Genomic DNA, 22,885 nt, shown 5'->3' on the forward strand with positions numbered 1-22,885 from the left:
AATCAGCCCTTCATCATGTTGACGTCTTCAACAGCGATCGAGCCGCGGTTGCGGTAGAAGACGACGAGAATTGCAAGCCCGATGGCGGCTTCCGCGGCCGCGACGGTCAGAATGAACAGAGCAAAGACCTGGCCAGTGATGTCGTTCAGGAACGACGAGAAGGCGACCATGTTGATGTTGACCGCAAGCAGGATCAGTTCGACCGACATCAGGATGACGATGACGTTCTTCCGGTTCAGGAAGATGCCGAAGACACCAAGCGTGAACAGGATGGCGCTGACGGTGAGATAGTGGGAAATTCCGATTTCCATTTTTTGGTTCCTCGACCTCGCGTCCGAATTAAATGCCCTGCCCGGGCTTGACCGTGATCACCTCGACGGCGGTCTCGGGCGTGCGGGCAACCTGCTGCGGAATGCTCTGGCGCTTGATGTTCGTGCGGTGGCGCAGCGTGAGGACGATGGCGCCGATCATGGCGACCAACAGCACAAGGCCCGCGATCTGGAAGAAGTAGACGTAGTGGGTATAGAGCACGTCGCCGAGTGCGGCGGTGTTCGTCCGGTCGGCAACCGCCGGGATCGGCATCGAGATGCCCTTGGCAATCTCCGGCGAGAAGGTCGCGCCGCCGACGACGATGATCAGTTCGGCAGCCAGGATCAGACCGATCAGCGCACCGACGGGCGCATATTCAAGCACGCCGGCTCTGAGTTCGGCGAAATCGATATCGAGCATCATGACGACGAACAGGAAGAGCACCGCAACCGCGCCGACATAGACCACGAGCAGGATCATCGCCAGGAACTCGGCGCCAGCCAGCAGGAACAGGCCCGCCGAATTGAAGAAGGTCAGGATCAGGAACAGCACCGAATAAACGGGGTTCCTGGCCGCAATGACCATAAATGCCGATGCCACCGCGATGAAGGCAAAGAGATAGAAAAAAAGAACCTGCAGACCCATGATCGGTGCCTTTTTCGTCTTGCACGGCGTGAGGCTCTTGCAGCCCCCACTCCACTGGCAAAGCCGGACTGATGTCCGGCCTTTGCCCCAAACTGTTTCACATGTGCCGCCTTGAAGGGCGACACCACGCATCGGCCTCAGCGATAGGGCGAGTCCATTGCGATGTTGCGTGCGATTTCCCGCTCCCAACGGTCGCCATTGGCGAGGAGCTTGTCTTTGTCGTAGTACAGCTCTTCACGCGTCTCGGTGGCGAATTCGAAGTTCGGTCCCTCGACGATGGCGTCGACCGGACAGGCTTCCTGGCAGAAACCGCAATAGATGCACTTCACCATGTCGATGTCGTAGCGCACCGTGCGGCGGGTGCCGTCGTTGCGGCGCGGGCCGGCCTCGATGGTGATGGCCTGGGCAGGACAGATCGCCTCGCAGAGCTTGCAGGCGATGCAGCGCTCTTCGCCGTTCGGATAACGGCGCAGGGCGTGTTCGCCACGGAAGCGCGGGCTGACCGGCCCCTTTTCGAAGGGGTAGTTCAACGTCGCCTTCGGCTTGAAGAAGTAGCGCATCGACAGAAAGAACGCGCCGACGAATTCCTTGAGGAACAGCGAGCTGACGGCTTGCGAAAGACCGGCCATCATTTACCTCCAGACTTGCCGGCCTGGGAGCGGCCAGCGGTATGCAACCGAGCGAAAGCCAGCATCATGCAGCTCCCGTCAGCTTGAGAACGAATGCAGTGATCACGACCATTGCCAGAGAAATCGGCAGGAAGACCTTCCAGCCGAGACGCATCAGCTGGTCGTAGCGGTAACGCGGAACGAAAGCCTTCACCATCGCGAACATGAAGAACACGAAGGATGCCTTGAGAACGAACCAGATGATGCCCGGGACCCAGTTGAGGAACCAGACGTCAACCGGAGGCAGCCAGCCGCCGAGGAAGAGAATGGTCGTCAGCGCGCACATCAGGCAGATGGCGGCATACTCGCCGAGCATGAACATCATGTAAGGCGTGGAGCCGTATTCGACCATGAAGCCGGCGACGAGTTCGGATTCCGCTTCCGGCAGATCGAAGGGCGGGCGGTTCGTTTCAGCCAGCGCCGAAATGAAGAACACGATGAACATCGGGAACAGTGCGAGCCAGTGCCAGTCGAGGAACGATGCGGGCAGACCCAAGTTCGTACCGATGCCGTTGCTCTGCGCATTGACGATATCAGTCAGGTTCAGCGAACCCACGCACAACAGGACGGTGACGATGACGAAGCCGATCGAGACTTCGTAAGACACCATCTGCGCGGCAGAACGAAGCGCGCCGAGGAAGGGATATTTGGAGTTCGACGCCCAGCCACCCATGATGATGCCATAAACTTCAAGAGAAGATATGGCGAACACGAAGAGGATGCCGACGTTGATATTCGCGATCACCCAGCCGGCATTGAGCGGAATAACCGCCCAGGCGGCGAGCGCCAGCGTCACGGAGACGAGCGGCGCGAGCAGAAAGATTGCCTTGTTTGCGCCAGCCGGAATCACCGGCTCCTTGAAGACGAACTTCAAAAGGTCGGCAAAGGACTGGAAAAGACCCCAGGGGCCCACCACATTCGGACCACGGCGAAGCTGGACAGCAGCCCAGATCTTGCGGTCGGCCAGCAGAACGTAGGCGATGAAAAGCAGCAGCGCGACCAGCAGCAGCAGCGACTGGGCGACCATGATGATCGCAGGCCAGACATAGGTCGAAACGAAAGCGTCCATGATACTCTATTCCCTCGCGCTCATTCCGCCGCAGCTTTGAAGTTGTTGCGTGCCAAAGCCGAGCATTCGGCCATGACGGCGGATGCGCGCGCTATCGGGTTCGTCAAATAGAAGTCTTTGACCGGAGACGCAAACACGGATTTGCCCATCTCACCGGCTTTTTGAGCAAGTGCGGCAATTTCGTCGCCACTGCCGACGGCAATCGCGTCGACATCGGCGAAATGCGGCTGCGCGGCGTAAAGCTTCGAGCGTAATTCGCCAAGCGAATCAAAGGGCAGCTTCTTGCCGAGAACGTCGGAGAGCGCACGGATGATCGCCCAGTCCTCGCGGGCGTCGCCCGGAGCGAAGCCGGCACGGTTGCCGATCTGCACGCGGCCCTCGGTGTTGACCCAGGTGCCGGATTTTTCGGTGTAGGTGGCGGCGGGCAGGATGACGTCGGCAGCGTGGGCGCCATTGTCGCCATGCGAACCGATATAGACAGTGAAGCCGGACTTGCGGCCAGCAAGATCGATCTCGTCGGCGCCGAGCAGGAAGAGAACGTCAGTGGCCGAAACCATTTCGGCGGCCGTCTTGCCGTTCTTGCCCGGGACGAAGCCGAGGTCGAGACCACCGACGCGGGACGCTGCGGTGTGCAGAACGGCAAAGCCGTTCCAGTCGGCCGTCACTGCGCCGACAAGCTTGGCGGCAGCGGCGAGAACGGCGGCACCGCCCTCCCCTGCAACGGCGCCCTGGCCGATGATGATCATCGGACGCTGCGCCTTCTTCAAGGTCGCAGCGAACTTGCCCTTGCCGGACACGAGTTCGGCCAGCGTGTCGGTGCCTGCACCGAGGTATTCGTATTCGTAGCGCAGTTCACCCTGCTCGCCGATGACGGCGATCGGGAAATTGCCCATCCGGTAACGCTTGCGGATGCGTGCGTTGAGAACGGATGCTTCGAAGCGCGGGTTCGAGCCGATGATCAGCAGCGCGTCGGCGCTCTCGATCCCCTGAATGGTCGGGTTGAAGATGTAGCTGGCGCGGCCGAGCGACGGATCGAGCGCTGCACCATCCTGGCGGCAGTCGACGTTTTCGGAACCGAGCGAAGCAAGCAGTTCCTTCAGCGCGTACATTTCTTCTACGGAAGCAAGGTCACCGGCGATGGCGCCGATCTTGTCGCCGGAGGTCGCTGCAACGGCAGCCTTGACCGCCTGGAACGCTTCGCTCCACGTTGCAGCCTGCAGACGGCCGTCCTTCTTGACATAAGGACGGTCGAGACGCTGAGTCTTCAGGCCGTCCCAGATGAAGCGGCTCTTGTCGGAGATCCACTCTTCGTTGATGTCCTCGTTGACGCGCGGCATGATGCGCATCACTTCGCGGCCACGGGTATCGACGCGGATGGCCGAACCGAGCGCGTCCATCACGTCGATCGATTCGGTCTTGTTCAGTTCCCACGGACGCGCCGTGAAGGCGAACGGCTTGGAGGTCAGCGCGCCGACCGGGCAGAGGTCAACGACATTGCCCTGAAGCTCGGAGGTCATGGCCTGTTCAAGATAGGTAGTGATCTCGGCGTCTTCGCCGCGGCCGATCAGGCCGAGTTCGGCAATGCCGGCCACTTCCGTGGTGAAACGGACGCAGCGCGTGCAATGGATGCAACGGTTCATCACCGTCTTGACCAACGGGCCGATATACTTGTCTTCGACAGCGCGCTTGTTTTCCTGGTAGCGCGAACTATCGATGCCGAAGGCCATCGCCTGGTCCTGCAAGTCGCATTCGCCACCCTGGTCGCAGATCGGGCAATCGAGCGGATGGTTGATCAGCAGGAATTCCATGACGCCTTCGCGCGCCTTCTTGACCATCGGTGTGGTCGTGAAGACTTCCGGCGTCTCGCCGTTCGGACCCGGACGAAGGTCGCGCACACCCATGGCACAGGAGGCGGCGGGCTTTGGTGGCCCTCCCTTCACCTCGATCAGACACATGCGGCAGTTGCCGGCGACCGACAGCCGCTCATGGAAACAGAAGCGCGGAACCTCGGCGCCGGCTTCTTCGCACGCCTGAAGCAGCGTGAAATGATCCGGGACCTCGATCTCTTTTCCGTCGACTTTCAGCTTTGCCATCTTCGTACTCAATCCTGTCTTCCATCCGTCCACCTTGAGGCGACGGACAATTCCAACACAGCCATGCTGCTTGCCGGTGGCGACCTCTGCCGGTCACCGCCTCTTATTCTTTTGCGCCTTTCAGCGCCTTTGCCTGCTTTACCCAGTCGTCGCGCAGAATACGTCCGCCAAAGCCCAGTTCGTCGTCGAAGCGGGCAATGTCGGCGTCACTCCAGGCGGCGATATCGGCGAACCGGCGAATGCCCTTGCCGTTCAGGACCTGCTCGAGCTTCGGGCCGATGCCGGAAATCCGCTTGAGGTCGTCGGCGGTGCGGGTCTTGGACCGCGAAGCTGCCGGCGCCTTCACGCGCTCCGCCAGCTTGTTCTCAGCCTTCGGCTTTGATACCGCGCCTTTCTTGGCGACTACCGGCTTCACCGTCTCTTGCGGCATTGCTTCTGCCTGAACCGGAGCTGCTTGGGTCGGAACGACCTCAGCCGGGGCGTCTGCCTGCATCTGGCCAGCCAAGGCCGAGCCCTTCTGCAGCGCTTCGACGGCGCCCTGCATCGCGCCGAACATAACGCCGGCGATGTGGCTCGACAGACCGAAACCAAGCGCGGTGGCAGCTGCCACGGCGCCTGCCGGATGCGCCATCAGCGGATGCAGCGGCACTTTGGGCATGGTCTTCATCCATTCGGCCATGCCGAACGGATCGGCCGGATCACTGCCAAGCGGACGTGCGGACGGAATGCCGCTCTCGGCCTCTCCCCTCACCTGTCCATCCTTGCGTGTGCCGGCCATGGCCCGTTACTCCGCCGCTTCCAGCACCGCGCCGTGCGACGTCGCGTTGCGGGTGTATTCGTCGATGCGCTTTTCGATCTCCGGACGGAAGTTGCGGATCAGGCCCTGGATCGGCCAGGCGGCCGCATCACCCAGAGCACAGATCGTGTGACCTTCGATCTGCTTGGTGACGTCGAACAGCATGTCGATCTCGCGCTTCTGGGCGCGGCCCTGCACCATGCGTTCCATCACGCGCCACATCCAGCCGGTGCCTTCGCGGCACGGCGTGCACTGGCCGCAGCTCTCGTGCTTGAAGAAAGCCGAGATGCGGGCAATTGCCTTGATGATGTCCGTGGAGCGATCCATGACGATGGCAGCCGCCGTGCCGAAGGACGATTTGACTTCACGAAGCCCGTCGAAATCCATCGGGCAGTCAATGATGTCTTCCGCCTTGACCACCGGGCACGATGCGCCGCCGGGAATGACCGCCAGCAGGTTGTCCCAGCCGCCGCGAATGCCACCGGCATGCTTGTCGACGAGTTCACGGAAGGTGATGCCCATCGCTTCTTCGACCGTGCACGGCTTGTTGACGTGACCGGAGAGCATGAACAGCTTGGTGCCGACGTTGTTCGGACGGCCGATCGACGAGAACCAGCCAGCGCCGCGGCGCAGGATCGTCGGGGCAACTGCGATCGACTCGACGTTGTTGACGGTCGTCGGGCAGCCGTAGAGACCCATGTTCGCCGGGAACGGCGGCTTCAGGCGCGGCTGGCCCTTCTTGCCTTCAAGGCTTTCGAGCAGCGCGGTTTCTTCGCCGCAGATGTAGGCGCCGGCGCCGTGGTGGACGTAGATGTCCATGTCCCAGCCCAGCTTGTTGTTCTTGCCGAGCAGGCCGGCGTCGTAGCATTCGTCGATCGCAGCCTGCAGCGCCTCGCGCTCGCGGATATATTCACCGCGCACGTAGATGTATGCGGTGTGCGCACCCATGGCGAAGCTGGCGATGACGCAGCCTTCGATCAGGGTGTGCGGATCGTGACGCATGATGTCACGGTCCTTGCAGGTGCCCGGTTCGGATTCGTCGGCGTTGACGACCAGATAGTGCGGACGCCCGTCGCTTTCCTTCGGCATGAAGGACCACTTGAGACCGGTCGGGAAGCCTGCGCCGCCACGACCGCGAAGACCCGAAGCTTTCATCTCGTTGACGATCCAGTCGCGACCCTTTTCGAGGATCTGCTTGGTGCCATCCCAATGGCCGCGGCTCATCGCGCCCTTGAGAGACTTATCCTTGAGGCCGTAGATATTGGTAAAGATGCGATCTTCATCTCTGAGCATGGTTCACCTCTTTACCGCGGCTTCTTGCCGAAAACTCTGATGTATTCGGCTTCGCCACCCTTGGCGAGCGCCTTGGCCTGCTTGACCCAATCGTCACGTTCGATCCGGCCCTTGAAATTGAGATAGCTGTCGACCCATTCGCGCTCGGCCTTCTTCCACGACGCGACTTGCGCGAACGTGTAGATGCCGAGTTCGTGCAGCGTGCCTTCGATCTTCGGGCCAACGCCGGAGATCAGCTTGAGGTCGTCGACAGCCGCCGGCCTAGCGATGCCTGCCGGGCGGTTCTTGTCTTCAAGCGACGGCTTGCCGGAAACGTCGGCCGCCCTGGCGGGCTTCGACTTGTCGGCGGTGTCGCCCTCGACCTTGGCGTTTGCCGCCGCTTCCTTCTTCGCCGTCGCCGGCGTCTTCACGGCGGCGTTGGTTTCGCTGGCAGCGGTCTTTGCCCGTGCAGCGTTCGATGGCGGAACGCTGACAACAGGCGCATCGCTGACCTTCTTCGCGCTCGCGGGAGCCTTCCTGGCCGGCGCGTCCGGCGTCATGAGCGTGGTCGGGCCACCTTCCGGCGCCGAGAAGACACGATCGATCTGCGGACCGGTGGCGACTTCGGCACCCTTGCCTGCATCGAAGCGGTCGATGATCTGCTCGAGCTGCTCGGGCGTCAGGTCTTCATAGGTGTCCTTGAAGATCATGACCATCGGCGCATTCACACAGGCGCCCTGACATTCCACTTCTTCCCAGGAAAGCGTGCCGCTCTCGTTGAGGGTGAAAGGATCGTGGGCGATCTTGCTCTTGCAGACCCGGATCAGGTCTTCGGCGCCACGCAGCATACACGGCGTCGTGCCGCAGACCTGCACGTGAGCGCGCGTTCCGACCGGCTTCAGCTGGAACTGGGTATAGAAGGTCGCAACTTCGAGCACGCGGATATAGGCCATGCCGAGCATGTCAGCGATCGATTCGATCGCGGCCTTCGTTACCCAGCCGTCCTGCTCCTGCGCCCGCATCAACAACGGAATGACCGCGGACTGCTCACGGCCTTTCGGATACTTCTGGATTGTCTTCTTTGCCCAAGCGGCGTTTTCGCGATTGAACGCGAATGCGGCCGGCTGAACATTGTCTTCGGCTAGTCGACGAACAGACATTCTTCACGACACCTTATCAGTTAATCGACCCACACCGCGATTTCGTCACCGAAACGAATTCGCAGGCATAGGCTGACTGGTCTTTTTGTAAAAATACGATGTAGCGCGTGCCGTTGGCCACGGCCGCCTTGATCTCGTAGCCCTTGGCCACGAGATCGGCCATCGAGCCCCCACGCATCGCGGCAGACGCTTCGCTGTTGACGGAATCCTGTGCGGATGCCGCCGTCGCAAGCATAAGAAATCCTGCCATTGCCAGGGGCGCGAAACGCATCAGCGATCCACCTCACCGAACACGATATCGAGGGAGCCCAGCACGGCTGACACGTCGGCAAGCTGGTGTCCGCGACAGAGGAAGTCCATCGCCTGCAGATGCGCGTAGCCCGGGGCACGGATCTTGCAGCGATAGGGCTTGTTGCTACCGTCGGAGACGAGATAGACGCCGAATTCGCCCTTGGGCGCTTCAACGGCTGTATAAACCTCGCCGGCCGGCACGTGGTAGCCTTCGGTGTAGAGCTTGAAGTGGTGGATCAGCGCTTCCATCGAGCGCTTCATCTCACCACGTTTTGGCGGAACGATCTTACCGTCCATCGACGAGACCGGGCCAATCTTGGCATCGCCGAGCAGACGGTTCACGCACTGACGCATGATCTTGGCCGACTCGCGCATTTCGATCATGCGGATGAGGTAACGATCGAAGCAGTCACCGTTCTTGCCGATCGGAATGTCGAAATCCATGTCCGAATAGCATTCGTAGGGCTGCGAACGGCGCAGGTCCCAGGCAGCGCCGGAACCGCGAACCATCACGCCCGAGAAACCCCAGGCCCAGGCGTCTTCCAGCTTGACGACGCCGATGTCGACGTTGCGCTGCTTGAAGATGCGGTTGCCAGTCAGAAGCTCGTCGATATCGTCGACGGTCTTGAGGAACGGGTCGATCCACTTGCCGATATCCTCGACCAGCTCATGCGGCAGATCCTGGTGCACGCCGCCGGGACGGAAATAGGCCGAGTGCATGCGCGCGCCGCAGGCACGCTCATAGAACACCATCAGCTTTTCGCGCTCCTCGAAGCCCCAGAGCGGCGGCGTCAGCGCGCCGACGTCCATGGCCTGCGTGGTCACGTTCAGAAGATGCGACAGGATACGGCCGATTTCCGAATAGAGAACGCGGATCAGCTGGCCGCGGATCGGAACTTCGGTTCCGGTCAGCTTTTCCACTGCAAGCGCAAAAGCATGCTCCTGGTTCATCGGCGCGACGTAGTCGAGCCGATCGAAATAGGGAATCGCCTGCAGATAGGTCTTGGTTTCGATCAGCTTTTCGGTGCCGCGATGCAGCAGACCGATATGCGGGTCGACACGCTCGACGATTTCGCCATCAAGCTCGAGCACCAGACGAAGAACGCCGTGCGCCGCCGGATGCTGCGGACCAAAGTTGATGTTGAAATTGCGGACGTTATGTTCGGTCATACCGATTACTCCAGGCCGGACGGCGCCCTCAAAGGGTCGCCGCGGGCCGACTTAGTCTCACCGTGCTTTCGCCCTCTCGTCGCCGGGCAGGACGTATTCCGTCCCTTCCCACGGGGAGAGGAAGTCGAAGTTACGGAATTCCTGCTTCAGTTCAACGGGCTCATAGATGACGCGCTTGGCTTCGTCATCATAGCGAACCTCGACAAACCCGGTGACCGGGAAGTCCTTGCGCAGCGGATGCCCTTCGAAACCGTAGTCCGTCAGGATGCGACGCAGGTCCGGATGGCCGGTAAACAGAATGCCATACATGTCGTAGGCTTCGCGTTCGAACCAGTCGGCGCCCGGAAAGACGCTGGTGGCCGACGGCACAGGCTCGCCTTCACCGGTCGCAACCTTGATGCGCACGCGGAAATTCTGGCGTGGCGACAGCAGGTGGTAGACGACATCGAAACGGTCCGGCCGCTGAGGCCAGTCGACACCGCAAACATCGACGAAGTTGATGAAGGCGCACTGCACGTCGTCGCGCAGGAACGTCAAGAGCTCGATCAGGTTTGCAGCCGTCGTCGTCAGCGTCAGTTCGCCGTAGTTGATGGCGGCATCCGAAATCAGCTGGCTGCGCGTCTCGCGCAGATAGGAGGCAAGCTCGTTCAGGGCTTCACTCATGTTAAGGACCCCCTACCCTTAGCGTTCGATCGTGCCGGTCCGGCGGATCTTCTTCTGCAGCAAAAGCACGCCGTAAAGCAGCGCTTCTGCTGTGGGAGGACAGCCTGGCACATAGATATCAACGGGCACGACACGGTCGCAGCCACGCACGACGGAATAGGAATAGTGATAGTAGCCGCCGCCATTGGCACACGAGCCCATCGAGATCACGTAACGCGGCTCCGGCATCTGGTCGTAGACCTTGCGGAGCGCTGGCGCCATCTTGTTGGTCAGGGTGCCGGCGACGATCATCACATCGGACTGGCGCGGTGAAGCGCGCGGCGCGAAGCCGAAGCGCTCGGCGTCGTAACGCGGCATCGACATCTGCATCATCTCGACGGCGCAGCAGGCAAGACCGAAGGTCATCCACATCAGCGAACCAGTGCGCGCCCAATTGATGAGCTCGTCGGTCGACGTAACCAGAAAACCCTTGTCGGCGAGCTCATTGTTGATCTCGCCGAAGAATGCATCATTGCTGCCGATCGGCTTGCCGGTCGAGGGATCGATGATCCCCTTCGGCTTGGGCGCAACGAGCGTGGTGCCGGATGCTAGTTCCATTCCAGCGCTCCCTTCTTCCATTCATAGATAAAGCCGATCGTCAGCACACTGAGGAAGACCATCATGGACCAGAATCCGAACCAGCCCAGCTGGTGGAACGAGACGGCCCACGGAAAGAGGAAGGCGACTTCCAAGTCGAAGATGATGAAGAGGATCGACACAAGATAGAAACGAATGTCGAACTTCATTCGAGCGTCGTCGAACGCATTGAAACCGCATTCGTAGGCCGACAGCTTTTCCGAATCAGGCGCCTTGAACGCGACGGCGAAGGGGGCAATCAAAAGTGCCACGCCGATCACAAGTGCGATTCCAATGAAAATCGCGATCGGAACATAGGAACCGAGAAGTTCAGTCATTGTTATCCGTCCCTGCCTGCGGGAGGGCGCATGGGAGAGCGCCAAACAACAAATCTCGCAGGCCGAAAAATATGTTGCAACGCCAGAGTGGTTAGCGCAGCCCGCGCTTGCGCGCAAGCCTTCGAGGGCCATTTAAACCGGTTCGCGGCACAGGATTGGACGACGTGTCGCGGCAAAGCGCTGATTTGCAGGCACGGGCAGACTTTACGGTAAAAGCGACGCCAGAAGGACAGATTGCCGCACTGCAAAAAACAGAATTTGCAGTGACGTTGTATCGGAGGAATCAAGAGGTAAATGGCGCGAGTGACGGGGCTCGAACCCGCGACCTCCGGCGTGACAGGCCGGCACTCTAACCGACTGAGCTACACCCGCGCATATGACCCAAGGGGTCAGTATTACCACCATCGGCGCTTCGTGAGAATGCCTCAAGTCAAACCATGTCAAGAATGGCGCGAGTGACGGGGCTCGAACCCGCGACCTCCGGCGTGACAGGCCGGCACTCTAACCGACTGAGCTACACCCGCATCATCTTGAAGTGGCTGGAGCGTTTCCGCCCCGGCACCGAGCGGGCTTGCCCGTTCGATGAGCGGCTAACTAAGCGGTTCGCATTTGGGTGTCAAGCGTGTTTGGAGACAAATCCATAACGGAGCCAATTTTGATCCACAGGCAATGTCAAAGCCGCCCTCGACCTCCCCTTAAGAGAGAGGGCCCCTGCCCTTTGCGCAGCAGCCGGCTCTGGCGTGAGGAAAGACAATGCACAGATACATGCCAGCGACTGATGGATTCGGATGAAAGTCGTCGCGTGGCCAATCACCTTTTTCCACAGTCGCCGCTCTCCGCTTTTTTCCACAATGTGAAAACCCGGCAACTCCTGCACTTTTGTCGCCTCGTGCAAAAAAAATCAAAAAAACGACGGAAATGCTCTTGCGGTTTTTTTCGGTTACGCCTAGATCACGGCCACCGACGCGGCGGACACATCCGGTCCGAACGCTGAAGGGCGATTAGCTCAGTTGGTAGAGCGCCTCGTTTACACCGAGGATGTCGGGAGTTCGAGTCTCTCATCGCCCACCATTTTTTCCTTGGAACTTCCACCGCCGACTCAACAAGCGCATTTGCGTTCATGTTTTCACTGTCGAACTGTCCGTGGCCAAAATTCTGCGCTTCCTGTGTTCAGGCGTTCATCAGATCGAGCTGTCGGTACCGTGACCCAAGGCAAACGCCCGCACAGGCTTCGACGATAGAGCGACCTGCGCCTTTCGCGCGATGCAACCGAATTTGTTGAAAGCGATCCTTACGCCACGTGCGCTGTGAACGCGCTGGCGACAGATTCGTCACGAATCGCAAAGCAGCAGACGAGCAAAAGAATCAGCTAGCTGCCGCGATACTGTTCGTCGGTGACATGCTCCAGCCAGTCGACCGCCTTGCCGTCGAGCGCTTCCTGGATGGCGAGGTGAACCATGGCCGTGTCAGGCGCGGCACCGTGCCAATGTTTTTCGCCTGGCGGAAACCAGACCACGTCTCCCGTACGAATCTCACGCACCGGCTCGCCCCAGACCTGCGCCAGGCCTCTGCCCGATGTCACCACCAGCGTCTGCCCAAGCGGATGCGTATGCCATGCGGTCCGCGCGCCGGGCTCGAAGGTCACGTTGACGGCGCGCACACGGGCCGGCTCTGCTGCCTCGATGACGGGATCCTGCCTGACTGTCCCGGTGAAGTAGTCGGCCGAGGGTCGTGTCGACGCTCGCGATCCGCTGGGTATGATTTCCATCTGCCGTTCCTCCGGGTTTCCGTCACGATCATTCGCCGACGGCATGTCGGCATCATAACCTGTGGATAGTCACTTCCGGGCACGCCGTTCGGGCAATATCGCAAAGATGCTCGTGGTGCGTCAGGTAGATCACCTGCCCGACGCGGGCCATATCCGCCATCAGCTCGAAGGCGCGACCGGCGCGGCCGTCGTCAAACGTCTCCATGATGTCGTCTGCGATGAAGGGCAAGGTTTCGCGCGCCGCGGCGACCTCGTGATAGCCGGCGATCCTGAGCGACAGATAAAGCTGAAAGCGCGTCCCCTTGGAAAGATCGCGCGCCAGCTTGGACCCGCCAGTTGCGGCGTTGGCAATCAGGAATTCCTGACCCTTGTCGGCCTGCGCCGACAGGCTGGAATATTCTCCACCGCTGATGCGGCTGAAGGTTTCCGAGGCGCGCCGCATCATGCCGCTGCGATGGCGCTCGCGAAAGAGCCGGAGTGCCTGCTCGGCGGCGATCAGGCCGGCTCTCAGCTTGAGATAGCCGAGCGCCTTGGCCTCGATCTCCAGAAGCAGCGTGCGGCGACGCTGATCGAGTGCTGCGACAGCGTCGTCGCCGGCGATATTGGCGAGCGCCCCTTCCTTCGTCCGCATGTCGGCGTGCAATTCACTTACATCACGGTCGCTCTCTTCAAGCAGCGCCTCGACGCGAGCCAGTTCCAGCCGCACCGCTTCGTCGTCAAGCGCAGCCAGCAACGCCTCGGCGTCTTCGCTGCGGGCGACACCAAGGCGCTGCGCAAGGTCGGCCTCCGATTCGGCAATGCGCTGGCGCAGCCGTTCCTGCTCGCGGGAAGCGTCGAGCCGCAAGCCGGCTTCATCCAATGTCTCGCAGTCGAAGAAGTCGAGGACCAGACGTTTGCGGGCAATGTGAAGATCCTGCTCGGCAGCAACGCTGCGTTTCTCCTCCTCAAGGCGGGCAAGCTCCGTCAACAGCGTAGCGCGCCGATCCTCCTGCTTTTCAGCCTCTGCGGCACGCGCCTTCATGGCGGCGAAAATCGCAAGCGTATCTCCGGTGTCGGGCACACCGGCAAGATTTGCGATCGCCGCTTCAAAAGCCACTTGATCCTTGCGCATGCCGGCGACGCGGTGATCGAGATCGGCCTTGCGCTGCACCAGCTTGTCGAGATCCTGCAAGACCGCGAGCATGGGGGCGATTTGATCCGGCAGCAGCTGTTCCGGCCGACCGGCAAGCCAGGTGGTTGAGAGCAGATCGTCCCATTGCTCCCGCCAGGAGCACAGGGCGTCCTCGGCTTGCGCCAAGATCGACTTACGCTGCTCCAGCGCGTCACTGGAACGTCGGACCGCCTCGCGCGCCGCCTTGCCGGCAGAAAAAGCCGCCTGGGCCTGCCCGACAGCATTCTCGGCAAAGGCCATGAGATCGTCGAGCCGTTGCGGCAAACGCTCGGTCACACCGATCTCGGCAAGTGAATCCTTCAGAACATCGCGCGCGTCATTCTCGTCGGCCTGGGCGCGATCGAGCTCCAGCCGCGTAGAACGCTGTTGTGTGCGGACATCGAGCGCCGCGAGCCGGGACACGAGCCAGGCTTCCAGCTGCGTCAACTGCGTGACGTCAGGTAAACCGCTTGCAGAGGCTGTTGCTTTGACCGCCTGTGCAAGTGCAGACGCCTCCTCGGCGAGCGAGCATTGTTGTCGCCCAAGCTCATCAAGACGCGCCCGGCGCTCGGCGATCGACAAAGCGAGCGAGCGCATATCCGCGACCTTTGCTGCCTCGGCGAGCCGCAATGCCGTCGCATCGTCGTCGCGACCCAACGCGTCCTCAAAGATTTCCGCAGTCGTCGCATCCAACCGGACCTTGTGCCGCTCCCAGGCGTGTTGTCGCTGCTGGCGAATCTCGATGGACGCCCGGTCGTCAAGGGCGCCGCCCGAAGCAATCAGGGCCGCGAGGCGAGCTTCCTCTCCGGCCAGTTGTTCAGTTTCGCTCGCGACGCGGTCGGCAAGGCGCAGGCGCCTTTGGTCCTGCGCCGCCGTGTCGCGTCGCCAGGTCTCGATCGTGCCGGCAGCGGGCACAGTCAGGCCAAGCAGATCATCGGCGCTGCCTGAATAGGGTTTCAAAGCCGCCAGCTTGTCGGCAAGCTCTGCATCCAGGCGTTCGAGCACTTGTCGGGTGGCCTGCAGGCGCAGGGAGCAATCATCCTGCCGAACACGCCGCAAGCGCTCGACAAACGCGCTCGGATCGATGGCCGAGCTGCGTTCGGCCTGCAGCCGCGCCAGCTCGTCTGTCGCCTCCCGCTCCATCCGTTTTGCCCCATCCGCCTCCTGTCGAGCCGATGCCGCACGCTCCTGCAACGCGGAATGCCGCCGTGAGAGTTCCTGCAGGCGAGCGCCTGTGGCCGTCGGCAACAGCAGCGATGCCGGATCCTGGTCGCCGCGCTCGCCGAGCCTAACGAGGCAGGCAGAAATTTCGATATTTGTCCGCGACAGTTCGTCGATCCGTGCGGGCATGTCGCGCGCGGCTGTGACGTAACGCGCATCGAGCGCCGTCTCCTGCAGCGCGTTCAAACGTTCCACCAGGATGAGGGCCGCCTTGTCATGCGGCAGGACCTCCAGCTCTTCCTGCCGACGGCGACTTTCGTCCGCGAGTTGACGCAACCTGGTCGCAATTTCGATGTCGCGCCGTCGCAGTGCGGGCAGTTCTGCGGCCCACTCGGCCGGCGCTGGCGGCAAGGCCGGCGCCTTTGCCAGATCAATGCGCAAGCCACACAGGCGCCGGAAGAGCGGCAAGGCATCGATCTGCGCTCGCAGGCGATCGCGCTCCACTCGCAGTTCGACGCGCCGCGCCATGGCCGCGTCGTGGCGCTCGCGGGCGGCAAGAAGCGTCTTGCGCAGCGATGCATATTCACGCGCATTGACGTCCAGCCCGTTGCGCTCGACTTTCAACGCATCGAGTTCGGCCTTCAGCTCGGAAAGCTGATGCTTGCGTGCCTGGGGTCGATAGAAGGCATCCGCCTCGGCGCGCAGGATAGACAGGATCGCAGCGCTGTCCGGCAGACCTGAACTGGCGGAAAAGAGCAGGGAGCCGAGTTCGCCCTCGCTCTTCAGGATCGCCTCCCCTCCCTGCTCGATACTGTCGTCGTCGAGCGAGAACATCATGCGGTAGGTCGCGCGGTCGATCGAGCCGAGCGCGGCGGAAAACAGATTGTCCGGCAACGGCTGATCGTCGGCACCGACCAGCGTGTTGGTCTTGCGCTTTATCCGGAAGGCCTGATGGGTGCGGCCGGCCGCCTCGATCGTGCCGCCAACCCGCATCGTCTGATAGGCGTGCAGAAAGCCGTAGGAGCTGTAATGCTCGATGCCGAAGAGCAGGTCGAGGAAGCCCGAAAACAGCGTCGACTTGCCGGCCTCGTTCGGGCCGTAAACGATATGCAGGTCTGGCCTACCTGATATCGCCGGACCGAAGTCGAGGCGCCGCTCGGTAAACTTGCCGTACCGCACCAGGTCGAGTTCGCGCAGCCGCATCAGCGTGAACCCTCGCCTGCATTGCCATGAAGGTGTGCGAGCACCTCCGCAGCACCGGAGACACCGGCATCGAACGCCAGTCTTTCGACCGCCGCCTCATCCGGCGCCAGAACCTGGCGCAGGTCCGGCGGCAACTGCTGCAGCAATTCCTCGACCGCAGAGCGCACTTCCTGACGGAAACCGTGGGCCGGCAGGACATCGCTGCCGACAAGGGCCGCCAGTTCGTCGACCGGATCAGCCATAACCGCCCCCGCCTCTGCACCAGGACTGCGGCAATCGAGCTCGATTTTCTCGACCCAGCAGCCGCCGTTGCCCGCAGCCACATTGTCGATCTCGGCCCGGAGCAGATCGCCATCACGGCGCATGCGCCAGGAAAGCGGCGTCGCGCCAGTCAGTGTCAGGCGGAAGATCACATTGTCGGCAGCGGTCGTCTCGCGCGACTGCAAGAAAGCGTTCCCGACCGTATCAAGCATATCGCCCCACTCGGAAACGCCGGTGAGGTCAAGGCTGATCCGCTCGAAGGTGGCAAGGCCGATTGCCCGCTCCTCGATCGAAACCCGCCCTTCGTCGGTCACCGTCACCAACGTCACGCCCTTGCTGCCGGCTTCGTTGATGTCGCGCCCCTGCGGCATGCCCGGCATGACGACGAAAGGTTCGCTGGCATGGACCTGACGCTGATGGACATGGCCGAGCGCCCAATAGTCGAAGCCGTGCGCCTGGAGATCCGCCACGCTGCAGGGAGCATAGAGGTCATGGCCGGCAGCGCCGGCGAGGCTCGTGTGCAACATGCCGATATTGATCGCGTCGGCGACCGGTGACTGAAAGGACGGCAGCAAGCTTTCCGACGCATGGGGGTTCGCAAAGCTCACACCATGGATATAGACATCGCGGCCGCTCTCCAGCGTCTTTGCGAGGACTGCCTTGCCGCGGCCCTTGAAGACGTGTGTCGATGGCGAGAGCGTCAGCTCGTTCGTCACTTGCGATTGGGCATCGTGATTGCCGCGGATGATGAAGACCCGGATGCCGGCCTCGTCGAGCCGGCGCAGTTCGCCAGCGAGAAACAGCGCGGTGTTCATCGAGGTCTGGCTGCCATCATAAAGGTCGCCGGCGATCAGCAAGGCATCGACCTCTTCGGCAAGGCAAAGATCGACGATCCTCACAAGCGCTTGCCTGGTCGCACCGCGCACGATGTCGGCGAGCTCGGCATTTCGAAGCGCAAGGCTGCGCAGCGGGGAATCAAGATGAAGATCGGCGGTGTGAACGAAGCGGAAGGACATGGCCGACCATGGCCCGTGGGAGCAGCACCCGTCAATGCGCCGGACACCGTCATCCACGCGGATGCGCCCGTCACTCGCCGTTATTTCAGGGCAGTTAAGTAAAGCCAGCGCTCATACGTAATGACTGGAGTTTCGACTTGAAACGTTCTGCCGCAAAAGCGCGCGCCCCTATGTGCAAATATCAGATTATACTCACTTTAATCGATTAGCGCTTTTGTAAGAACTTGTTGGCTAGGTTCCGCTCGGCTGCATTTTGCGTGCGGCCAAGCACAGGAATGACTCCCTGCTTCGGCATCCGCTCCGTCATGACGATCAAGAGCCGGAACGACTTATTCATGCACAAGCTTTTACGGACGCCGTTCCTCCGGAGTTATTCATGTCGCGCCTAAAGATATCACACACCCTTATTGCCCTTTTCCTGATGGTTGGCCTCATCGTCACCGTTCTGGCCGTCGCCTCGCTTGGCGGCATCAAGATGATGAACGAGCGCAACAACGAGATTGCCACCACGTGGCTGCCGCGTGTCTCGCTCTCGCGCGCACTGGAAACCCAGCTTTCGGACACACGCATGTCGTTTGCCCGGCACCTGATCTCGCTGACCCCCTTCGAGAAGAAGGCGGCCGAGAAGGTCATCGGCGAAACCGTAGATGGCTTCAACAAGCTTTCGGACGAATACGCCGCCCTGATGGTCAACGACGCCGACAAGGCAGCACTTGAAAAGGTCAAGAGCGCCTATGAGGCCTACCTCTCGGTTTCCGCCGGCATGGTCAAGCTCTCCAACAATCTCGAGAATATGAAGGCGCAAAGCGTGTTCAAGGTCGAGATGCGCGAGAGGGAACAGCAGGTCGACCAGGCGATCAAGGAAATGCGCGCGCTCAATCTGGCCGGCGCCGACGCTGCCGTTGCTGACAGCTCCACCACGCACGACCAGATCCGTATGATCGAAATGGCTGTCATCGCGGTTGCGGCTCTCATCGTCCTCGGCGCTATTTTCTACGCAATCCGCGGCATTGCCCGTCCAATCCAGATCATCACCCGCTCGATGGCAGGTCTCGCAAATGGCGATACGGCCACCGCCATTCCCTATGGCGTGCGCAAGGACGAGATCGGCGAGATGGCGCGCGCCGTCGAGGTCTTCCGCGAGGCGGCCATCTCCAATCTTCAGCTCGAGGAAGATGCCAAGGTCCAGCGTTCGCAGGCAGAGGCCGAGCGTCACCGCGTGACCGAAGAGGCCGAGGCGGCCGCACAGCTCCGTCTGCAGGAAGCGACAGCCGGCCTTGCAACCGGTCTTCGCCGCCTGGCGGCCGGCGATCTCGCCTTCCAGCTCAACGAACCTTTCGCACCGGATTTCGAACAGCTGCGTCACGACCTCAACCAGGCCGTTGCCCAGCTGGCCGATACACTGGCTGCCGTCTCCTCCAGCTCGGGCAGCATCGACAGCGGTGCACGCGAAGTCAGCCAGAGCGCCGACGATCTGTCACGTCGCACCGAACAGCAGGCCGCGTCGCTGGAAGAAACGGCAGCCGCCCTCGACCAGATCACGGTCAATGTCGGCAGCTCGTCCAAGCGCACCAACGAAGCCCGCGCCATTGCCAGCCAGGCAAACGAAAGCGCCCACAAGTCCGGCGCCATCGTCTCCGGCGCAATCGACGCCATGGGCCGCATCGAGCATTCGTCGAGCCAAATCTCCAACATCATCGGCGTCATCGACGAAATCGCCTTCCAGACCAACCTGCTGGCGCTGAATGCCGGCGTGGAAGCAGCGCGCGCCGGTGATGCCGGCAAGGGATTTGCCGTCGTCGCCCAGGAAGTGCGCGAACTCGCACAGCGTTCGGCCAATGCCGCCAAGGAGATCAAGGACCTGATCCGCAATTCAGCGGTGGAAGTGCAGAGCGGCGTCAAACTCGTGCGTGAAACCGGCGAGGCTCTGCGCACGATCGAAGGCTTTATCGTCACGATCAACCAGCACATGGACGCGATCGCCGTTTCGGCACAGGAACAGTCCGCCGGGCTTTCCGAGGTCAACACCGCCGTCAACCAGATGGACCAGGTGACCCAGCAGAACGCCGCAATGGTCGAAGAGGCGAACGCCGCAAGCGCGACGCTGGCACAGGAGGCCGGCCGTCTTCGCGAACTGATCGCTCGCTTCACATTGGCCCAGGATTCGGGCCACGGTTACGCGCCTTGGACCGGCTCATCGCGCCGGGCAGCATAGTCCGAACGGGTGAAATTCTTGGCACTACAAGTGAAACGGCCTCCGGAAACGGAGGCCGTTTCTTGCTTGCGGAGGTCGTTACCGTGAAATTGCAGAGGTTTTAGTCGACAAATGTAGCAATTGTAACTATCAATAATGTTGCTGCCATTTGACATGGCACCTCACAATTTTCCAACGATGATCATGAAGAAGACATTCGAAGTTTCCGACAGACTGTTTGAGCTTTATCACCGCGTCCACCGGCTCGTGAACGAGTCGATGACGGAGGAAGGCGTTTCGCTGGCGCGGAGCAAATTCCTGTTCTTCCTGAGCAAGCTCGGCCCCTGTCGCTCGACGGATATCGCCTGCGCGCTGAACTTTGCGCCGCGCACCGTCACCGAAGCGATCGACGGCCTCGAGCGCGACCGATTGGTGATGCGCAAACCCGATCCCGAGGATCGCCGCGCCAAGATCGTCTCGATCACCGACACGGGACGCGTGATCCTGGAGGCAGCCGAACACCCGCGCAAACAGCTGATCGAGGAGATCTTCTCCGCGCTCGACGACAAGGAGCTCGGTCAGCTCTTCGATATCGTCGGCAAACTCGTCGACAAGACCGACGAAATTCGCAAGCGCAAGGATGAGGCCGAAGCAGCACAGATTGCGGTCGCTCGCTAGGCCCGCCCTTCCCCCAGCCTTTACAGATAGCCGAAACAGAAAGAGGCCGGGACGTCATGTCCCGGCCTCTTTCGTTTTTCTCCTGGCCCGACGATTACATCGCGTCGATGGCACCGATGGAGAAGAACAGTGTCTCGCCGGAGGAATCGTCGACGCCGTCATTGTCGGTGACGACATAGCCGTTGCCGGCGGCATCGACGGTGAAGCCTTCGACCTTGTCGACGACGTAACCCTTCAGGGCCCTCAGATCGGGAAGGAGGTCGCGAACCTCTTCCTTCTTGACGACAGGAAGCTCGCCGCCAAGGGCTGCCGGCTTCAGGTCGGCAAGGGCGACACGGTAGAGCTTCTTCAGCTTGGCTGCCTGGCCGATCAGGTTGTCTCGCTCGATGATATAGGCATAATCGCCGTGGACGGAGATTTCCGACAGGCCGACCCAGCCGCCATCCGCCTTCTCGAGCGGATAACGCACAGCACCCCATTCCTCGCTCGACGGCTTGTAGGAGACGAGCTTGACGAAGCCCTTCTCGTCGTCCTTCCATTCGCGCTGGACGGCCATCCAGAGAACCTGATCGTCGCCTTCGCCGACAACCGTTACACCCTCGAAGCCGAAGCGGCTCTCGCCTGCACGCAGAGTTTCGGGCAGGGCGATCTCCTTCTTGATCTCGCCCTTCTTGTTCACACGCAGCAGCGCGTGGCTGTAGAGCTTGTCGGCGTTGCCTTCCGAAGCGAGCCAGAAGCCCCCTTCCCCATCATTGGCGATGCCTTCGATGTCGAGCTTCTGTGCCGGGGCGCCATCGCGGGTGATCCGAAGCGTCTCGGTGATCAACGCCGGCTTCTGCGTCGCATCGATGGTGAAGATGGTCGGCTGCGATGCATAAACCGAATCGTTGACTGCGCGCAGGAAGCCCGGCTTGTCGGCAACGGCTGCGAGGCCCGACAAGGCTCCGAAGCCCACCGGCAGACCATCCTTGTCCGCCGAACGGATCTGCGGATAGGCGGCTTCACCTTCGCCACGCTCGTAGATCATCACATGCGAGCGAGCGCCGCCGTCTTCGCCGAGATCGACCTCGTTGGCGGTCGCAAGCAGATTGCGCGACGGGATCGCGACGGCACCCTCCGGCGAGATGCCCGACGGCAGCAATTGCAGCAGTTCCGGCTCGGCGCCGGTGTCCTTGTAAACGCCGACGACGGATGCACGTTCGGCAAGCACGAAGAACAGATTGTCTTCGCCGAACTTGGCAGCCTCGAGGCCTTCCGGCTCGACGCCCTTGGCCGACGAGCGCTTCTCGGGATAGTGGCCGATCGAAGCGATCTCGTGTTCGAAACTCGCACCCGATTCGAACAGGACCTTACCGGCCGTATCGAAGATGGTGAAGCCGCGCGAACCGCCCTCATAGTCACCTTCGTTGGCGACGACGATGCGATTGTCGTCGAGCCACTTGACGGCGTCAGGCTCGCGCTTGCGGCCCGGTTGCTCGTCCATGAAGGCGATAGCGCCGTCACGCTTGGCGTCGATGTCCCTAAGGTCGACCGCGCCAGCGGAGAAATGCGTCTTTACCGTCGCCGACTTGCCGTCGATGATGACGATGTGGTTGTTCTCCTGCAGCGTCAGCGCAATCTCGTCCTTGCCGTTGAAGGACACGAATTCCGGCTCCGGGTCGTCGCCTGCAACCTCGGCAAGACCGGTGAGGGTCACGTGCTTGATCGTCGCGCAATCGGCACCACCATCCTTCAGAGACAGGATCACCAGGTCGCCGGCAGGCATCTGCGGGATCTTGCCGTCGTTGACCTCTTCATCGCGCTCATTCTCGATCGCGATCGCAGCAATGGTCCGGTCCTTGTTGACCGCGACGGAGTCCGGCTGGCCGCCGAGATCGCAGGTCGACTCGACCTTCTTCGAGGCAACGTCGACGGTAGCGAGAAAGCCGGAAGGCTTGGTGAAGCTTTCGCGTGTGTTGACCGCGATCAGGGCCTTGGTACCGGCGACGGTTACCGAGGTCGGCTCGCCATCGAACGACACGATACCGGCCGCCTTCGGCGCCTTGGCGTCGGTGATATCGATAAGGCCGATGCGCTTGCCCGGGCTATCGGAATAGATCAGCGTATTGCCGTCTTCGGTGGCGGTAATGATTTCCGCGGATGTCGCGTCCTTGCGGGCATCGCCCTCCGGCAGATTGTCGGCAACGGCGAAGGACGCAATACGATTGAACACCGGTTCGGCGGCAGCCGGAAAGGCAACGGACGCAAGAAGTATGGCGGCAAGTGCCGTTCTGCATGATGAAATGGTCATGAAAAATCCCCCATGTCGAATATTCAAAACAAGGGGGTTCTGCGGGATGGCGATGACAGGCGCATGACAGTCTCG

General features: G+C 61.3%; 19 protein-coding genes and 3 tRNA genes. 3 read left to right on the plus strand and 19 right to left on the minus strand.

What is annotated here, in order from left to right; genetic code table 11:
• Positions 1-2: 2 nt before the first annotated feature.
• The 15 genes from nuoK to ASD52_RS32540 form a co-directional block, all read right to left on the minus strand.
• Positions 3-311, minus strand: coding sequence for an NADH-quinone oxidoreductase subunit NuoK (gene nuoK, locus ASD52_RS32470; protein ID WP_025426592.1), 309 nt, complete (start codon positions 309-311; stop codon positions 3-5).
• A 28-nt stretch (positions 312-339) separates the two neighbouring features.
• A complete protein-coding gene (locus ASD52_RS32475) occupies positions 340-954 on the minus strand; it encodes an NADH-quinone oxidoreductase subunit J (RefSeq protein ID WP_025426591.1) in 615 nt (204 codons plus the stop codon).
• 137 nt (positions 955-1,091) lie between these two features.
• On the minus strand, positions 1,092-1,583 hold the full coding sequence (nuoI, locus tag ASD52_RS32480) for an NADH-quinone oxidoreductase subunit NuoI (RefSeq protein WP_025426590.1): 492 nt from the start codon (positions 1,581-1,583) through the stop codon (positions 1,092-1,094).
• A gap of 64 nt (positions 1,584-1,647) precedes the next feature.
• Positions 1,648-2,691 carry an NADH-quinone oxidoreductase subunit NuoH gene (gene nuoH, locus ASD52_RS32485; protein ID WP_025426589.1) on the minus strand — a complete coding sequence of 348 codons (1,044 nt, stop codon included), beginning with the start codon at positions 2,689-2,691 and terminating at the stop codon, positions 1,648-1,650.
• A gap of 20 nt (positions 2,692-2,711) precedes the next feature.
• A complete protein-coding gene (nuoG, locus tag ASD52_RS32490) occupies positions 2,712-4,784 on the minus strand; it encodes an NADH-quinone oxidoreductase subunit NuoG (protein ID WP_025426588.1) in 2,073 nt (690 codons plus the stop codon).
• A 103-nt stretch (positions 4,785-4,887) separates the two neighbouring features.
• Positions 4,888-5,562 (minus strand): NADH:ubiquinone oxidoreductase, encoded by a 675-nt coding sequence (locus ASD52_RS32495; RefSeq protein ID WP_057211427.1) that lies wholly within the window; start codon positions 5,560-5,562, stop codon positions 4,888-4,890.
• A gap of 6 nt (positions 5,563-5,568) precedes the next feature.
• A complete protein-coding gene (gene nuoF, locus ASD52_RS32500) occupies positions 5,569-6,873 on the minus strand; it encodes an NADH-quinone oxidoreductase subunit NuoF (RefSeq protein WP_025426586.1) in 1,305 nt (434 codons plus the stop codon).
• A gap of 11 nt (positions 6,874-6,884) precedes the next feature.
• Positions 6,885-8,012: an NADH-quinone oxidoreductase subunit E gene (locus tag ASD52_RS32505; protein WP_025426585.1), complete on the minus strand. Its 1,128-nt coding sequence runs from the start codon at positions 8,010-8,012 to the stop codon at positions 6,885-6,887.
• Between the two features lie 16 nt (positions 8,013-8,028).
• Positions 8,029-8,283 (minus strand): hypothetical protein, encoded by a 255-nt coding sequence (locus tag ASD52_RS32510; RefSeq protein ID WP_025426584.1) that lies wholly within the window; start codon positions 8,281-8,283, stop codon positions 8,029-8,031.
• Positions 8,283-9,473 carry an NADH-quinone oxidoreductase subunit D gene (locus ASD52_RS32515; protein ID WP_025426583.1) on the minus strand — a complete coding sequence of 397 codons (1,191 nt, stop codon included), beginning with the start codon at positions 9,471-9,473 and terminating at the stop codon, positions 8,283-8,285. The genes ASD52_RS32510 and ASD52_RS32515 overlap by 1 nt, the downstream gene beginning before the upstream one ends.
• 57 nt (positions 9,474-9,530) lie before the next feature.
• On the minus strand, positions 9,531-10,136 hold the full coding sequence (locus tag ASD52_RS32520; protein WP_057226518.1) for an NADH-quinone oxidoreductase subunit C: 606 nt from the start codon (positions 10,134-10,136) through the stop codon (positions 9,531-9,533).
• 18 nt (positions 10,137-10,154) lie between these two features.
• Positions 10,155-10,733 (minus strand): NADH-quinone oxidoreductase subunit B, encoded by a 579-nt coding sequence (locus tag ASD52_RS32525; RefSeq protein WP_025426581.1) that lies wholly within the window; start codon positions 10,731-10,733, stop codon positions 10,155-10,157.
• Entirely contained in the window at positions 10,724-11,089 is a 366-nt protein-coding gene (locus tag ASD52_RS32530; RefSeq protein ID WP_025426580.1) for an NADH-quinone oxidoreductase subunit A, read from the minus strand. Before ASD52_RS32530 ends, ASD52_RS32525 begins: the two co-directional genes overlap by 10 nt.
• A 295-nt stretch (positions 11,090-11,384) precedes the next feature.
• Positions 11,385-11,461, minus strand: a tRNA-Asp gene (locus ASD52_RS32535).
• A gap of 75 nt (positions 11,462-11,536) precedes the next feature.
• Positions 11,537-11,613, minus strand: a tRNA-Asp gene (locus tag ASD52_RS32540).
• A gap of 471 nt (positions 11,614-12,084) precedes the next feature.
• Between ASD52_RS32540 and ASD52_RS32545 the strand changes: the two genes are divergently transcribed.
• Positions 12,085-12,160 (plus strand) — tRNA-Val (locus ASD52_RS32545).
• 298 nt (positions 12,161-12,458) lie between these two features.
• Here ASD52_RS32545 and ASD52_RS32550 read toward each other — a convergent pair.
• Genes ASD52_RS32550 through ASD52_RS32560 form a run of 3 tightly spaced genes read right to left on the minus strand, consistent with a single transcriptional unit; the run spans position 12,459 to position 17,648 of the window.
• Positions 12,459-12,857, minus strand: a complete 399-nt coding sequence (locus tag ASD52_RS32550; RefSeq protein WP_025426579.1) for a cupin domain-containing protein — start codon at positions 12,855-12,857, stop codon at positions 12,459-12,461.
• 52 nt (positions 12,858-12,909) lie between these two features.
• Entirely contained in the window at positions 12,910-16,371 is a 3,462-nt protein-coding gene (locus tag ASD52_RS32555) for an AAA family ATPase (protein WP_057211428.1), read from the minus strand.
• A complete protein-coding gene (locus ASD52_RS32560) occupies positions 16,371-17,648 on the minus strand; it encodes an exonuclease SbcCD subunit D (RefSeq protein WP_025426577.1) in 1,278 nt (425 codons plus the stop codon). The genes ASD52_RS32555 and ASD52_RS32560 overlap by 1 nt, the downstream gene beginning before the upstream one ends.
• 376 nt (positions 17,649-18,024) lie before the next feature.
• Here ASD52_RS32560 and ASD52_RS32565 point away from each other — a divergent pair, with 376 nt between their 5' ends.
• On the plus strand, positions 18,025-19,863 hold the full coding sequence (locus ASD52_RS32565; RefSeq protein WP_025426576.1) for a HAMP domain-containing methyl-accepting chemotaxis protein: 1,839 nt from the start codon (positions 18,025-18,027) through the stop codon (positions 19,861-19,863).
• Between the two features lie 183 nt (positions 19,864-20,046).
• Entirely contained in the window at positions 20,047-20,520 is a 474-nt protein-coding gene (locus ASD52_RS32570) for a MarR family transcriptional regulator (RefSeq protein WP_025426575.1), read from the plus strand.
• A 94-nt stretch (positions 20,521-20,614) separates the two neighbouring features.
• On the opposite strand, the gene ASD52_RS32575 is transcribed toward ASD52_RS32570, so the two are convergent.
• Entirely contained in the window at positions 20,615-22,810 is a 2,196-nt protein-coding gene (locus ASD52_RS32575) for an esterase-like activity of phytase family protein (protein WP_057221474.1), read from the minus strand.
• Between the last annotated feature and the right edge of the window lie 75 nt (positions 22,811-22,885).

Origin of the sequence: Ensifer sp. Root142 (genome assembly GCF_001426785.1) — a bacterium.
Classification (GTDB): Bacteria; Pseudomonadota; Alphaproteobacteria; order Rhizobiales; family Rhizobiaceae; genus Ensifer; species Ensifer canadensis.